This is a genomic window from Aeromonas sp. 96A (assembly GCF_051919165.1).
GTDB classification, from domain to species: domain Bacteria; phylum Pseudomonadota; class Gammaproteobacteria; order Enterobacterales; family Aeromonadaceae; genus Aeromonas; species Aeromonas veronii.
Map to the genome: position 1 here is coordinate 2,619,298 of NZ_JBQBFE010000001.1, position 14,416 is coordinate 2,633,713.

The window sequence follows — 14,416 nt, forward strand, 5'->3', positions numbered from 1 at the left end:
GTCACTTAGTAGCAAGTTGAATCCATACGGCGGCGACCACAACAAAGTGACGTTTTGCTGTAGCACAGGAAAAATACGACACATCCGGATCGCCACCCGTTCACTTACTTGAGTTGAGCCTGCAGGGCGGCATCCTTGGCCATCACCTCTTCGGCATTCTTCTGGCGTTCGGCCCGAACCTTGGCCGCCAGTTCATCATCGGCTACTGCCAGCATCTGGGCTGCCAGATAACCTGCATTCTTGGCACCGGCTTTGCCGATCGCCACGGTCGCCACCGGTACACCACCCGGCATCTGCACGGTGGAAAGCAACGCATCCAGCCCTTTGAGTGGGCCGCCATCGATGGGCACCCCGATCACGGGACGAGTCGTGATGCCGGCTACGGCACCCGCCAGATGCGCCGCCAGACCGGCAGCACAGATAAAGACCTTGCAGCCACGGGCCTCGGCATCGGTCACATACTGATGGGTCGCAGCCGGCGTGCGGTGCGCGGAGGTGACTTTGACTTCCACTGCGATATCAAATGACTTGAGCACCTCGAGGGTAGTCTGCATCACGGGGAAATCAGAATCAGAGCCCATCAATACGGCAACAAAGGGTTTATTCATGGTGGGAATTTCCTTACTCCAAGTGGGGGGTTGAAGTTCACCGAAAACGTTTCAATCCGGTTGCGGCGGCGGGATTATACCTGCTCACTTTGGTGGCCGCATTTCTTTTGCGGACAGACCCAACGCAGAGTTCCTCTCACTTTTTTCTCTACCATGATGCCCCAACCACACGCGGGACAAGGCATAGGGATCGGTTTGTCGTTCACCACATATTTGCAGTGTGGATAACCATCACAGGAGTAAAACTGCTTGCCGTAGCGGGAGGTGCGGCTCACCAGATGACCCTTGCCGCACTCGGGGCAGAGGATCTGGGTATCATCGCTCTCCTGCAGGGATTCGATGTGCTGACAGGCCGGATACTGGGTACAACCGACAAACAGACCGTAACGCCCCTTCTTGATCGCCAGCGGCTCTCCGCAATCGGGACAAGCAGAGCCTTCGAGCACCTTTTCGATGTCGCGGCCGGATGGCGTCAGGGAGCGTATGTAATCACAGGCAGGATAGGCAGAACAGCCAAGAAAGGGGCCATGTTTGCCCTGGCGGATCACCAGCTCGGCCCCGCACTGCGGGCACGGCTCGCGCTCGAAGGCATGTTCGTGGGCTGAAAAGAGGTGATGATCGATTTTTGACATGGGCCGCGCCTTGAAATCCAGATGGCCTGAATTCTACCAGCGCGGCACCGGACTGTCAGTGAATGACGCCGTCTGACTCATCAAACACCAGCTCTTCCATCTGCTGGTAGGCATTTTCACTGCCCGGTACGTTGAACAGCACCATCATGACGACCCACTTCAGGTCACCCAGCTCGATATCCGGCTTGTCCAGCTCGAGCAGGCGCTCGATACAGATCTCGCGGGTTTCGGCATTCAGCACCTGGGCCTGTTCCAGAAAGAGCAGGAAGCCGCGGCACTCGGTGCCCAGGCGTGCCAGCTCTTGCGGAGCATAGATACGCATCGAGCCTTGCGCACTGGCGGTGACATAGACCTCCCGCTCGCTATCGTGCAGATTGGCCAATCGCTCCAGCCAGTCGAGTGCCTTGTCGATCTCTTCTTTATCGAAACCGGCCCGGCTCAACTCGTCGGTGAGCTCATCCTGCTCGACCATCACATCTGCATCGCTGTGGATGTAGGTCTCGAAAAGGTACATCAATACATCAAACATGATTCGCCCTCCTCGCTCTGACGTATCCACCGGCTACCGCCATCACTGCACCGGCCAGCTCCAGCTCTACCAACCTGCCCAATACCACTTCGACAGGAAGCTGGGCCCGCTCGGCAACGGTATCCACGCTCGTGGTCTCATAATCTACGTTATCCAACAAATCGGCATAAGGCAATTCGCTATTATGCGGTTGCTCAGATGGTGTGACCGATGGATCTGGCCGTGCGACCCACTCTGGCAGCTCTTCCACTATATCGGCCGCACTCAGCACAAGTTTGGCCCCCTGCTGAATTAATCTGTTACACCCTATCGCCTGGGCGTTTTGCGGGGCGCCGGGTACCGCAAAGACTTCGCGCCCCTGCTCCAGTGCATAGCGAGCGGTGATCAGCGAACCGCTCTGCTCGGTCGCCTCCACCACCAGGGTTCCCAACGACAGACCACTGATAATACGGTTGCGACGAGGAAAATGTTCAGCCAGCGGCCCTTTATCCGGCGCCAGCTCGGAGATAAGCAAGCCGCCGCTCTCCAGAATCTGGCCTGCCAGCCCCTGATGGCGTTTGGGGTAGAGGCAATCCAACCCGGAACCCAACACGGCAAGGGTGATACCGCCACAAGCCAGCGCCTGCTGATGGCAAACACCATCGATACCGAGCGCAAGGCCCGAGGTGATGGCTAACCCGCATCCAACCAGCTCGCTACAGAGGCGGGACGCATTATCTTTACCTGCATAGGTAGGATGGCGTGTCCCCACCATTGCCAGCTGGGGTAACGACAGCGCAGCAAGATCGCCACGACAGTAGAGCAACAGGGGGGCCGCGGGAATCTCCCGCAACAAGGGTGGATAAATCGGGTGATCTTGGGGAATAAGGAGATTGTCAGGCAAAGCGGTCCAAGCCAGGCTCTGCTCAACCACAGGCGAGGGCCAGCGCAGTTGTTTGATCTGCTCTGACGACAACCCCATACCATGCAGTTGCGCTTCATCGCTCTGAAACAGGGCCTCAATACTTCCCCCAGCCCGTTCCAACAGACGTGCAGCGGTCACCGGACCGATACCGGTGACCGCATCGAGAGTTAGCCAGAGCGCTAGACGCGCGTCGGGGTAGTTCACGTCAGAAGTGAGTGACCTGATAGCCCGCACTCACCATGTCGTTACTCTGCATGATGAGACCGTAACTCAGCTTGTCATACACCTTGAACAACATGACACGGGCAATCGCTTCAGAGGGCAATGGTGCCTTCTTGTTGCTGCTGTAAAACACCCGGTTAAAAACCGACGAGAGCTCCTTGTACTGTACATCGCCATTCTTGGTGACCAGAGCAGCACCGGGCCGTCTGACATCCAACACATCCCCGGCGACCAGTTGATCACGGCCACCCCGATTGATCAGCACCACATCAAACTTGCCACCGCCCCGGGTCTTGTTCGGCAAATCGATGATATAGCCCGGCGTGATGGCAGGTGCCGCTTTCGGTGTGAAGACGGCGGGCATGTTTTCCTGAGCCGGCAGCGGCATCACCTTGTCGCCCTGCAGCACTTCGCGCTGGTTATGAGTCAGAGTCACCTCAGTCCGATCGCCATCAAGACGCGCCACGGCCCGCACCACACCGGCAAAGATCGCCTCCTGTCCCAGCAGTTCACCGGTTTCGCGATCCTTGTAGACCACTCCGGGGTGATAAATGCCATAAACCTGCCCCGGCGTCAGGGAGCCCTGTACATAGAGGGTGTCCCCCTCCAGCATGCCGATATGTTTCTGATCCGACCCCAGCAGATAGGGCAAGGTTTTCTGCTGCTGGCTGTCTGCCAGAATATGGTCAGTTTGCAGGAAGGGGCCGATCTCGCTGATAGGCAGGGTCGGAATGGGGTTGGCTTTGTTCTCGTAACGGGTTTTCGGGCCGAGACGGATAACTTGCTTGCCACCCTGCATCGCCTTGCCAAGCCGGGGTTCACCATTGACCCAGCTCAGATGCAGTACATCACCGGGGTAGATCCAGTGAGGATTGGCTATCTGCGGATTGATGTTCCAGAGACGGGGCCAGAGCCAGGGTTCGGAAAGATACTTGCCGGAGATATCCCACAGGGTGTCGCCTTTTTGCACTACATAGCTTTCGGGGTAACCCGCTTTCAGCCTCAGCTGATCGGCCAGTGCTGCCTGACTCACGGTCACCAGCAGGCAGGCGAGGATGGTTTGCTTCAGATACATAACACTCCCTGTTACTTCTGTACGCAAAGTGTTGCTGTTTTTTGTCGGCGTAAATGACTAGAATTACGCCAATATTGACTGCATTTATACGAAACTAAAGAAAAAACTATGGCCATTCTAGATGTATTGCGTTTTCCCGATGAGCGCCTGCGCACCGTTGCAGCCCCTGTCGAGACCTTTACACCCGAGTTACAACAGATTGTAGATGATATGTTCGAAACCATGTACGCGGAGGAAGGCATTGGCCTGGCCGCGACTCAGGTCGACATTCACCAGCGCATCATAGTGATCGATGTCTCTGAAAACCGTGAAGATCCTCTGGTATTGATCAATCCGGAGGTCATCGAGCAGTGCGGCAGCACCGGCATTGAAGAGGGTTGCCTCTCCGTGCCCGGCAGCCGTGCTCTGGTGCCTCGCGCCGAACAGATCAAAATCCGCGCCCTGGATCGCCACGGCAAGCCGTTCGAGCTGGAAGCCGATGATCTGCTCGCCATCTGCATCCAGCATGAGATGGATCATCTGGTCGGCAAGCTGTTTGTGGATTACTTGTCCCCGCTCAAGCGCCAGCGCATTCGCCAGAAGCTGGAAAAGATGGCCCGTGAAGATCGCAAAGTCCTCTGAGGATCTGCCCCATTGAATAAGCTGAAACTGATTTTTGCCGGTACTCCCGACTTCGCCGCCCGTCACCTGGCGGCGTTGTTGTCTTCCGACCACGAGGTCGTTGCCGTTTATACCCAGCCTGACAAGCCTGCTGGCCGTGGCCAGAAGCTCACCGCCAGCCCGGTCAAAGAGCTGGCACTGGCCCATAACCTGCCGGTTTACCAACCTGCCTCTCTGCGCAAGGAAGAGGCGCAAGCCGAACTGGCCGCCCTTGGCGCCGACCTGATGGTGGTGGTGGCCTATGGCCTGATCCTGCCCAAGGTGGTGCTCGATACCCCGCGTCTGGGCTGCATCAACGTCCATGGCTCCCTGCTGCCCCGCTGGCGCGGCGCGGCACCGATCCAGCGCTCCATCTGGGCGGGCGATGCCGAAACCGGCGTCACCATCATGCAGATGGATGTGGGACTGGATACCGGCGCCATGATCCGCAAGGTTAGCTGCCCCATCGCCGCCGACGAGACCTCCGCCAGCCTCTATGACAAGCTGGCCGAGCTGGGCCCGCAGGCACTGGTCGACACCATCAATGCCATGGCCGCCGGTGAAACCGCTGCCGAGGCACAAGATGATGCGCAGGCAAACTATGCCGAAAAGCTCTCCAAGGAAGAGGCCCGCATCGACTGGTCGATGGAGGCTGTTGCCATCGAACGCTGCATCCGCTCGTTCAACCCCTGGCCCATCAGCTGGTTTGAAGTGGCTGATCAGACCGTCAAGGTATGGCAAGCCTCAGTCATTGACAGCGACCACGGCCAACCCGCCGGCACCCTGCTCAAGGCCGACAAGCAGGGGATCGATATCGCTACCGGCAAAGGGGTGCTGCGCCTGCTGACCCTGCAACCGCCCGGCAAGAAGGCGATGTCCGTTTCGGATCTGCTCAACTCTCGCCGCGACTGGTTTGAACCCGGCACGCAATTGAATTGAACTGGATTGAATTGACACAAGCGGGGCCCAGGCCCCGACTTGCGCATCTAAGGTAACTCTATGAAAACACGTGCACAGGCCGCTCTCGTTATTCAACAGGTGCTGGATCAGGGTCAATCCCTCTCCGCTGTTCTGCCTGCTGCCCAGGAGAAGGTTGCACCTCGCGATCGCGCTCTCCTGCAAGAACTCTGCTACGGCACCCTGCGCTGGCTGCCCCGCCTCGATGCGGCAGTTAACGAGATGATGGACAAGCCGCTCAAGAACAAGAGCCGCATTTTCCACTACCTCATCTTGGTCGGTCTCTATCAGCTCATCTACACCCGCATTCCGGCTCACGCCGCGGTGGCCGAGACCGTCAACGCCGTCAAACTGCTCAAGGGCACCTCCCTGCGTGGCCTCATCAACGGCGTGCTGCGCAACTTCCAGCGCAGCGCCGAAGTCATTCTGCTGCGTATCGACCGTGTTCCCAGCATTCGCCTCGGTCATCCGGAGTGGCTCACCAAGCGCCTGCGTCAGGCCTATCACGATGAGTGGGAATTCATCATGGAGGCGAACAACCAGCGTCCCCCCATGTGGATCCGCAACAACAGCCAGCGCCAGAGCCGCGATGCCATGCTGGCTCGCATGGCTGAAGTCGGCATCAATGCCGTGGCCGGTGAAGAGGGTGAGGATTGCATCCTGCTGGAACGTCCTTGTGATGTGACCAAGCTGCCCGGCTTCGAGGTCGGTGACTGCTCGGTACAGGATGGTGCAGCACAACAGGCCGCGGCACTGCTCGACCCGCAACCGGGCGAGTGGGTGCTGGATGCCTGCGCCGCCCCCGGAGGCAAGACTGCCCACCTGCTGGAGCGTCAGCCCAAGCTGGCTGGCGTGGTTGCAGTCGATGCCGACGAAAACCGCCTCAAGCGGGTGCAGGAGAACCTGAACCGTATCGGCCTCACCGCCAAGGTGATCCATGGCGATGCGGCGGCGCCGGAACAGTGGTGGCCGGAGGGCCAGTTCGACCGCATTCTGCTGGATGCCCCCTGCTCTGCCACCGGCGTGATCCGCCGCCATCCCGACATCAAGTGGCTGCGCCGCGATCAGGACATTCGCGAGCTGGCCGAGCTGCAACGCCGTATTCTCAATGCCCTCTGGGGCAAGCTGAAGAGCGGCGGCACCCTGCTCTACGCCACCTGCTCTGTCCTGCCGGAAGAGAACCGCGAACAGATCCGCACCTTCCTTGCCGCGACCAAAGATGCCAAATTGGTACCGTTGCACGAACAGGACACCCCGGATTGCCCGGGTCGCCAGTTCCTGCCGGGTGAAGCCGAGATGGATGGCTTCTACTACGCCAAACTGGTCAAGCTCTGAGCCTGGCATGACAAACCTCATTCGGGAGAGCCACCAGCTCCGCTCTGGAGCTCCCCTTTACAGCCTCAACGTGAGTAGACGTTCCCTATGAAGATCATCATTTTGGGAGCCGGCCAAGTCGGCGGCACCCTGGCCGAGAACCTGGCCGGGGAGAACAACGACATCACCATCGTCGACACCGACAGCGATCGCCTGCGCGAACTGCAGGACAAGTTTGACCTGCGGGTAGTCAACGGGCACGGCGCCCACCCCAAAGTGCTGCGCGAAGCGGGGGCTCAGGATGCCGACATGCTGGTCGCCGTCACCAACAGTGACGAGACCAACATGATCGCCTGTCAGGTTGCCTACTCCCTGTTCAACACCCCGAACAAAGTGGCGCGGATCCGCTCACCAGCCTATCTGACCGAACGGGATCGCCTGTTCCTGCCGGAATCGGTGCCGGTGGATCACCTGATCGCGCCTGAGCAGCTGGTGACCGACTATGTGCGTCGCCTGATCGAGTATCCGGGTGCCCTGCAAGTGGTTGATTTCGCAGGTGGCCGCGTCGGTCTGGTGGCGGTCAAGGCCTACTACGGCGGCCCGCTGGTCGGCAATGCCCTCTCCACCCTGCGCGAGCACATGCCCAACATCGAAACTCGCGTAGCAGCCATCTTCCGTCAGGGCCGCCCGATCCGTCCGCAAGGGACCACCATCATCGAAGCAGATGACGAGGTGTTCTTTGTGGCGGCGGCGGGCCATATCCGCGCCGTGATGTCGGAGCTGCAGCGCCTCGAGAGCCCCTACCGCCGCATCATGATCGTCGGCGGTGGCAACATCGGCGCCGGTCTCGCCCGCCAGCTGGAGAAGCGCTACAGCGTCAAGCTTATCGAGCGCAACCAGAAGCGGGCGGAGCAGCTCTCCGAACTGCTGGAGAACACCATCGTCTTCTGTGGCGATGCGGCGGATCAGGAGCTGCTGGCCGAGGAGCACATCGACCAGATCGACGTCTTCATCGCCGTGACCAACGAGGATGAGGCCAACATCATGTCGGCGCTGCTCGCCAAGAAGATGGGCGCCAAGAAGACCATGGTGCTGATCCAGCGCGGCGCCTACGTCGATCTGGTGCAGGGTGGCTCTATCGATATCGCCATCTCGCCCCAGCAGGCCACCATCTCGGCCCTGCTGACCCACGTGCGTCGGGCCGATATCGCCAACGTCTACAGCCTGCGCCGCGGCGCGGCCGAGGCGATCGAGGCGATTGCCCACGGTGATGAGAACACCTCCAAGGTGGTCGGCAAGACGGTAGGCGAGCTCAAGCTGCCGCCGGGTACCACCATCGGTGCCGTAGTGCGAGGAGATGAGGTGCTGATCGCTCACGATCGCACCAAGATCCAGCAGGATGACCACGTGGTCATGTTCCTGGTGGACAAGAAGTACATCCCGGAAGTGGAGCGGCTGTTCCAGCCAAGCCCCTTCTTCCTGTAACGTCTTCATGCGCACAGGCTGTCAAACCAGACCCGGCTCAGCTCCCCCAAGGGGATGGTCCGGGTCTTTTGTTAATCAACGACCAGGTTATCGAACATGATCAAGCTGCGTCCCATTATCTTTACCCTCGGACTGGTGCTCTCCAAGCTGGCGCTCTTCATGTGGCTGCCCACCTTGCTGGCACTGCTCACCGGGTCAGAGGGATTTGTCGAGTTTCTCAAGTCCGTGCTGATCACCCACGGCGCCGCCCTGCTCTGCCTCCACTATGGTCGCAAGGCGGAGTTTCATCTGGGGGTGCGGGAGATGTTCCTGCTCACCACCTCAGTCTGGGTGGTGGCCTGCGCCTTCGGCGCCCTGCCCTTTGTCTTCATCACCCACATCAACTTCACCGACGCCTACTTCGAGACCATGTCGGGGGTGACCACCACGGGCTCTACCGTGCTCTCCGGCCTCGACAACATGGCCCACAGCATCCTGTTGTGGCGTTCCATCCTGCAGTGGCTGGGCGGGGTCGGCTTTATCGTGATGGCGGTAGCCGTGCTGCCCTACCTCAACGTCGGCGGTATGAAGCTGTTCCAGACCGAGAGCTCGGACTGGTCGGACAAAAGCGCCCCGCGTGCCAAGACGGTCGCCAACAACATCGTCGTGGTCTATCTGGTGCTCTCCATGCTCTGCTTCATGGCCTACTGGGCCAGCGGCATGAACATGTTCGAGGCGATCAACCACGCCATGACCACTCTCAGTACCGGCGGCTACTCCACCTCCGATCAATCCATGTCCCACTTCTCCAACTCGGCACACTGGATTGGCACTCTATTCATGTTCCTCGGCGGCCTGCCCTTCCTGCTCTATGTGCAGAGCCTCAACCACAGGGACAACAGCCTGTTCAAGGATGCCCAGGTGCGCGGCTTCTTCTGGCTGGTGGTCTGGGTCACCGTCATCATGACCTTCTATCTGTGGGAGAGAGACCTGTTCGGCTTCTGGGATGCCCTGCGCATCAGCTGCTTCAACATCGTCTCGGTGCTCACCACCACCGGCTACGGCCTTGGTGACTTCGGCACCTGGGGGCCGCTCGCCAGCATCGTCTTCATCGTGCTGCTGGCTCTTGGGGCCTGTTCAGGCTCCACTGCGGGCGGCCTCAAGATCTTCCGGGTACAGGTGGCATTCGCCCTGTTCAGAAAGCAGATGCGCCAGCTGATGCACCCCTCTGCCGTATTCCCCCAGAAGTACAACGGCCGGACGGTCAATGACGCCATCATCCGCTCGATGATCTCATTCGTGCTGGCCTACTTCGCCATCATTCTGGTGATAGCTGCACTGTTGGGCGCCATCGGGCTTGACCCTCTGACGGCCATATCCAGCTCCATCACCGCCGTTGCCAACGTCGGCCCGGGCATGGGCCCGGTGGTCGGCCCCAGCACCAACTTTGCCAGCCTGCCGGAATCGGCCAAATGGCTGCTGTCATTCGGCATGCTGCTGGGACGGCTGGAGATCCTGACGGTCGCCGTGCTCTTCTTCCCCTCCTTCTGGCGCCAGTAATCCCTCACTGCAAGCCAGCAAAAAGCCGCAGCGTTCATCCGCTGCGGCTTTTTTATCTCACCCATCCCCACGACCTTCGCTCAACGCTCATCAGCCCCATTACCGGATAGCCTGAACGAGCTCATCAGGATGGCCAGAGCGGATCACAAGCATAAAAAAACGGACCCAAACCAGAAGTTTGGGTCCGTTTATCAGTGAACCGTCAGCGGCCGCAAGGGCTGCCGAGACTCAGCACATGGCATTAACCACGGCCAGAGCGCTTGCGATCCAGCTCGGTCAGCAATTTCTTGCGGATACGGATGTTCTTCGGAGTCACTTCTACCAGTTCGTCGTTATCGATGAACTCGAGAGCCTGTTCCAGAGTCATGCGGATCGGCGGAGTCAGCACTTGAGCTTCGTCGGTACCGGAGGCACGCATGTTGGTCAGCTGTTTGCCTTTCAGGCAGTTAACAGTCAGGTCGTTGGAACGGGAGTGGATACCGATCACCTGGCCTTCGTACACTTCGGTCGCGTGACCGATGAACAGACGACCGCGGTCTTGCAGACCGAACAGGGCGTAAGTCAGTGCTTTACCGGTAGCGTTGGAGATCAGCACGCCATTCTGACGCTCGCCGATGCTGCCACCCTTGTGCGGACCGTAGTGGTCGAAGGTGTGGTACAGCAGACCGGTACCTGAGGTCATGGTCATGAACTCGGTCTGGAAACCGATCAGGCCACGGCTCGGGATCATGAAGTCCAGACGGACACGACCCTTGCCATCCGGGGTCATGTTGGTCATTTCGCCTTTACGCAGACCCAGTTGCTCCATCACGGAACCCTGGTGCGCTTCTTCAACGTCCACAGTTACGGTTTCGAACGGTTCTTGCAGAACGCCATCAACGGTACGCAGGATTACTTCCGGACGGGACACAGCCAGTTCGTAACCTTCGCGACGCATGTTTTCGATCAGGATGGAGAGGTGCAGCTCACCACGACCGGATACACGGAACTTGTCCGGATCATCGGTCTCTTCCACGCGCAGGGCCACGTTGTGGACCAGCTCCTGGTTCAGACGCTCCAGAATGTTACGGGAGGTCACGAACTTGCCCTCTTTACCGGCGAACGGTGAGGTGTTGACCTGGAAGGTCATGTTCACGGTCGGCTCGTCAACGGAGAGCGGCGGCAGGGCTTCAACGGCACCGTTATCACAGATGGTGTCGGAGATTTTCAGCTCGCCCAGACCGGTAATAGCGATGATGTCACCCGCTTGCGCGTCGGTAACTTCAGTACGGGACAGACCCAGGTAACCCAGCACCTGACCGACTTTACCGTTACGGGTCTTGCCGTCGGCACCAACGATAGTGACTTGCTGGTTGGTCTTGACGCGACCACGAGTGATACGGCCGATACCGATAACGCCCACGTAGGAGTTGTAGTCCAGCTGGGAGATCTGCATCTGGAAACCACCTTCGGCATCAGCCTTCGGCGCTTCAACGTTGTCAACGATAGCCTGGAACAGCGGCTCCATGTTCTCGGACTCGACGTCCTGATCCATGGTGGCCCAACCGTTCAGTGCAGAGGCGTAAACAACTTTGAAATCCAGCTGTTCGTCAGTCGCGCCCAGGTTGTCGAACAGGTCGAATACCTGATCCATTACCCAGTCAGGACGAGCACCCGGACGGTCAACCTTGTTGATGACCACGATCGGCTTCAGACCCTGAGCGAAAGCTTTCTGGGTCACGAAACGGGTTTGCGGCATCGGGCCGTCTACGGCGTCAACCAGCAGCAGCACGGAGTCAACCATGGACAGTACGCGCTCTACTTCACCACCGAAGTCGGCGTGACCCGGGGTATCAACGATGTTGATGCGGTAGTCATTCCAGCGGATCGCAGTGTTCTTGGCGAGAATGGTGATGCCACGTTCCCGTTCCAGATCATTGGAGTCCATGATCCGTTCCTGGCCTTCCGTGGAGCGGTCCAGGGTGCCGGACTGCTGCAGCAGCTTATCAACCAGAGTCGTTTTGCCGTGGTCAACGTGCGCAATAATCGCAATATTGCGTAAATTCTCTAACATTCTCGCCTCAATCACCGGGTAAAATTGGGCGCTAATTGTACTCTTGCCTTTGTGATCTGCCTAGCAGAATTGCAGTACATTCGCGCATAACAACAGATCTGGATCATAGACCTCTCTGACAAACCCTGCTTAGATGGGCAGTGACCGTATTTCGCGCACCATTACAGTGCACCAAAACGATCCACCATCGCACTAAATTGATGCAACGCGAGTCGAGATCGCCTGATTTTGGGGAGCCTCTTCAGCGAGATTGCCCTGAAATCAAGCTGTCACAAACTTGGCACGATACTGGCTTATGTGAATACGACGACGCATTCACCCAGAGAGTTTTAACACCGGAGGTTACTTAGCATGTCAGCCCAGAACGTTTTGGCCCTGATCCAGGAACACGAAGTCAAGTTTGTTGATCTGCGCTTTACCGACACCAAGGGTAAAGAGCAGCATGTATCCATCCCTGCTCACCAGGTTGATGAAGATTTCTTCGAAGACGGCAAGATGTTCGATGGTTCCTCCATCGGCGGCTGGAAGGGCATCAACGAATCCGACATGGTACTGATGCCGGACGCAGCCTCCGCCAAGCTGGACCCGTTCACCGAAGAGACCACCCTGAACATCGTTTGTGACGTGCTGGAGCCTGCCACCATGCAGGGCTACGATCGCGATCCGCGCTCCATCGCCAAACGTGCAGAAGATTTCCTGAAGTCCAGCGGCATCGCTGACACCGTGCTGTTCGGGCCGGAGCCGGAATTCTTCATGTTCGACAACATTACTTTCTCCAACACCATGGGCCACAGCTTCGTGAAAATCGAATCTGAAGAAGCCGCATGGAACTCCGGCACTGCCTATGAGCATGGCAACAAGGGTCACCGTCCGTTCGTGAAAGGCGGTTACTTCCCGGTTGCACCGGTCGACTCTTCCCAGGATATCCGCGCCGCCATGTGTCTGGTGCTGGAAGAGATGGGCCAGGTCGTTGAAGCTCACCACCACGAAGTGGCCACTGCCGGTCAGAACGAGATCGCTACCCGCTTCAACACTCTTACGCTGAAAGCTGACGAAGTACAGGTACTGAAGTACGTGATCCACAACGTGGCTCACGCCTACAACAAGACCGTCACCTTCATGCCGAAACCCATGTTCGGTGACAACGGCTCCGGCATGCACTGCCACCAGTCTCTGGCCAAGAACGGCGTCAACCTGTTCGCTGGTGACCTGTACGGCGGTCTGTCCGAGATGGCTCTGCACTACATCGGCGGTATCATCAAGCACGCCAAGGCCATCAACGCCTTCGCCAACCCGACCACCAACTCCTACAAGCGTCTGGTTCCGGGTTATGAAGCACCGGTCATGCTGGCCTACTCTGCCCGCAACCGCTCTGCCTCCATCCGTATCCCGGTGGTACCGAGCCCGAAAGCCCGTCGTATCGAAGTGCGCTTCCCGGATCCGGCTGCCAACCCGTACCTGGCCTTCGCAGCCCAGCTGATGGCCGGTCTGGACGGTATCATCAACAAGATCCATCCGGGCGATGCCATGGACAAGAACTTGTATGACCTGCCGCCGGAAGAAGCCGCAGAAGTACCGACCGTTGCCGGCTCTCTGGACGAAGCCCTGGCTGCTCTGGATGCTGACCGCGAGTTCCTGACCCGTGGCGGCGTGTTCAGCGATGACTTCATCAACTCCTATCTGGAACTGAAACAGCAGGATGTTGACCGTGTGCGCATGACTCCGCACCCGCTGGAGTTCGAACTGTACTACTCCGTCTAAGGCTCAGCAGACTGGCCGTTTAAATCTGGTCAGCTTGCTTAATCGTGACAAAACCCGCCATCTGGCGGGTTTTTTCTCTGATAGGATTAAGCAAAATACCGTCAAGGAGAGATGGATGAACAACAAGCATGGCATAGGGGTGCTCGGCCTCCTGTTGCTGACCTCGTTCGCTGCGGATGCGGCCAAGGTCTACTCCTGGGTCGATGGCAATGGCATCACCCACTACTCGGATGCGCCACCACCCGGCAAAAACGCCAAAGAGGTCGATCTGCGGGTCGCCCCGCTGCTGGGCAGCAACGCGCCCAGATCGGTGCAGGTGGATAACTTCAACAGCCTGACCGGCGCCGATGCCAAGAAAGAAAAAGAGGCAGCCAAGCTGACCATCGAACTGCTCTCCCCGGAACAGGGCAGCACCCTGCGCGACAACACAGGCAACATTGTCTTTCAGGGCACCATCAGCCCCAAACCTCCGACCCAGTATGATGTGCGCCTGACCCTGGATGGCAAAGCCGCCCCCATCGTCAGCAACAGCCTCTCTGTCCGGGTCGAAAACGTCGATCGCGGCGCCCACGAGGCTCAGCTCGAGCTGCTCGCCAAAGACGGTACGATCCTTGCTAAATCCAGTGCAGTCACCTTTTACCTGCATAGAGCGAGCGTGACGCCAGCTCCCAAACCCACCCCCAAAGCCGACTAGGGGT

At 58.7% G+C, this 14,416-nt stretch carries 13 protein-coding genes; 7 read left to right on the top strand and 6 right to left on the bottom strand.

The annotated features are described in order from the left end of the window. Nucleotides 1-104: 104 nt before the first annotated feature. The 5 genes from purE to ACTG2W_RS12040 all read right to left on the bottom strand — a co-directional run bounded on the left by purE (nucleotide 105) and on the right by ACTG2W_RS12040 (nucleotide 3,970). On the bottom strand, nucleotides 105-608 hold the full coding sequence (gene purE / locus ACTG2W_RS12020) for a 5-(carboxyamino)imidazole ribonucleotide mutase (protein WP_005339704.1): 504 nt from the start codon (nucleotides 606-608) through the stop codon (nucleotides 105-107). A 74-nt stretch (nucleotides 609-682) separates the two neighbouring features. Then, nucleotides 683-1,240: a DNA topoisomerase family protein gene (locus tag ACTG2W_RS12025; protein WP_005339702.1), complete on the bottom strand. Its 558-nt coding sequence runs from the start codon at nucleotides 1,238-1,240 to the stop codon at nucleotides 683-685. Nucleotides 1,241-1,295: 55 nt separating this feature from the next. Beyond that, nucleotides 1,296-1,769 (bottom strand): DUF494 family protein, encoded by a 474-nt coding sequence (locus ACTG2W_RS12030; protein WP_106844301.1) that lies wholly within the window; start codon nucleotides 1,767-1,769, stop codon nucleotides 1,296-1,298. Further along, nucleotides 1,762-2,877 carry a DNA-processing protein DprA gene (dprA, locus tag ACTG2W_RS12035; protein ID WP_106844302.1) on the bottom strand — a complete coding sequence of 372 codons (1,116 nt, stop codon included), beginning with the start codon at nucleotides 2,875-2,877 and terminating at the stop codon, nucleotides 1,762-1,764. The genes ACTG2W_RS12030 and dprA overlap by 8 nt, the downstream gene beginning before the upstream one ends. Nucleotide 2,878: 1 nt before the next feature. Beyond that, nucleotides 2,879-3,970: a LysM peptidoglycan-binding domain-containing protein gene (locus ACTG2W_RS12040; RefSeq protein ID WP_005339696.1), complete on the bottom strand. Its 1,092-nt coding sequence runs from the start codon at nucleotides 3,968-3,970 to the stop codon at nucleotides 2,879-2,881. Nucleotides 3,971-4,078: 108 nt separating this feature from the next. Here ACTG2W_RS12040 and def point away from each other — a divergent pair, with 108 nt between their 5' ends. From def to ACTG2W_RS12065, 5 genes are all read left to right on the top strand, one after another. Next, the gene (gene def / locus ACTG2W_RS12045) at nucleotides 4,079-4,591 is read left to right on the top strand and encodes a peptide deformylase (RefSeq protein ID WP_005339694.1); all 513 of its coding nucleotides are present in this window, start codon (nucleotides 4,079-4,081) and stop codon (nucleotides 4,589-4,591) included. 12 nt (nucleotides 4,592-4,603) lie between these two features. After that, nucleotides 4,604-5,548 (top strand): methionyl-tRNA formyltransferase, encoded by a 945-nt coding sequence (gene fmt, locus ACTG2W_RS12050; RefSeq protein WP_106844303.1) that lies wholly within the window; start codon nucleotides 4,604-4,606, stop codon nucleotides 5,546-5,548. A 60-nt stretch (nucleotides 5,549-5,608) separates the two neighbouring features. Continuing rightward, entirely contained in the window at nucleotides 5,609-6,901 is a 1,293-nt protein-coding gene (rsmB, locus tag ACTG2W_RS12055; protein WP_440016232.1) for a 16S rRNA (cytosine(967)-C(5))-methyltransferase RsmB, read from the top strand. A gap of 87 nt (nucleotides 6,902-6,988) precedes the next feature. Further along, entirely contained in the window at nucleotides 6,989-8,365 is a 1,377-nt protein-coding gene (trkA, locus tag ACTG2W_RS12060; RefSeq protein ID WP_346197682.1) for a Trk system potassium transporter TrkA, read from the top strand. A 96-nt stretch (nucleotides 8,366-8,461) separates the two neighbouring features. Then, nucleotides 8,462-9,904 (top strand): TrkH family potassium uptake protein, encoded by a 1,443-nt coding sequence (locus ACTG2W_RS12065; RefSeq protein ID WP_005341967.1) that lies wholly within the window; start codon nucleotides 8,462-8,464, stop codon nucleotides 9,902-9,904. A 241-nt stretch (nucleotides 9,905-10,145) separates the two neighbouring features. Here ACTG2W_RS12065 and typA read toward each other — a convergent pair whose 3' ends face one another. After that, nucleotides 10,146-11,957 (bottom strand): translational GTPase TypA, encoded by a 1,812-nt coding sequence (gene typA, locus ACTG2W_RS12070; RefSeq protein ID WP_005339679.1) that lies wholly within the window; start codon nucleotides 11,955-11,957, stop codon nucleotides 10,146-10,148. Nucleotides 11,958-12,308: 351 nt separating this feature from the next. Between typA and glnA the strand changes: the two genes are divergently transcribed. Together glnA and ACTG2W_RS12080 are read left to right on the top strand one after the other, a co-directional pair. Continuing rightward, nucleotides 12,309-13,718: a glutamate--ammonia ligase gene (gene glnA, locus ACTG2W_RS12075; protein ID WP_005339672.1), complete on the top strand. Its 1,410-nt coding sequence runs from the start codon at nucleotides 12,309-12,311 to the stop codon at nucleotides 13,716-13,718. Nucleotides 13,719-13,833: 115 nt separating this feature from the next. Continuing rightward, nucleotides 13,834-14,412 carry a DUF4124 domain-containing protein gene (locus tag ACTG2W_RS12080; RefSeq protein ID WP_128834725.1) on the top strand — a complete coding sequence of 193 codons (579 nt, stop codon included), beginning with the start codon at nucleotides 13,834-13,836 and terminating at the stop codon, nucleotides 14,410-14,412. The last annotated feature ends 4 nt before the right edge of the window (nucleotides 14,413-14,416 follow it).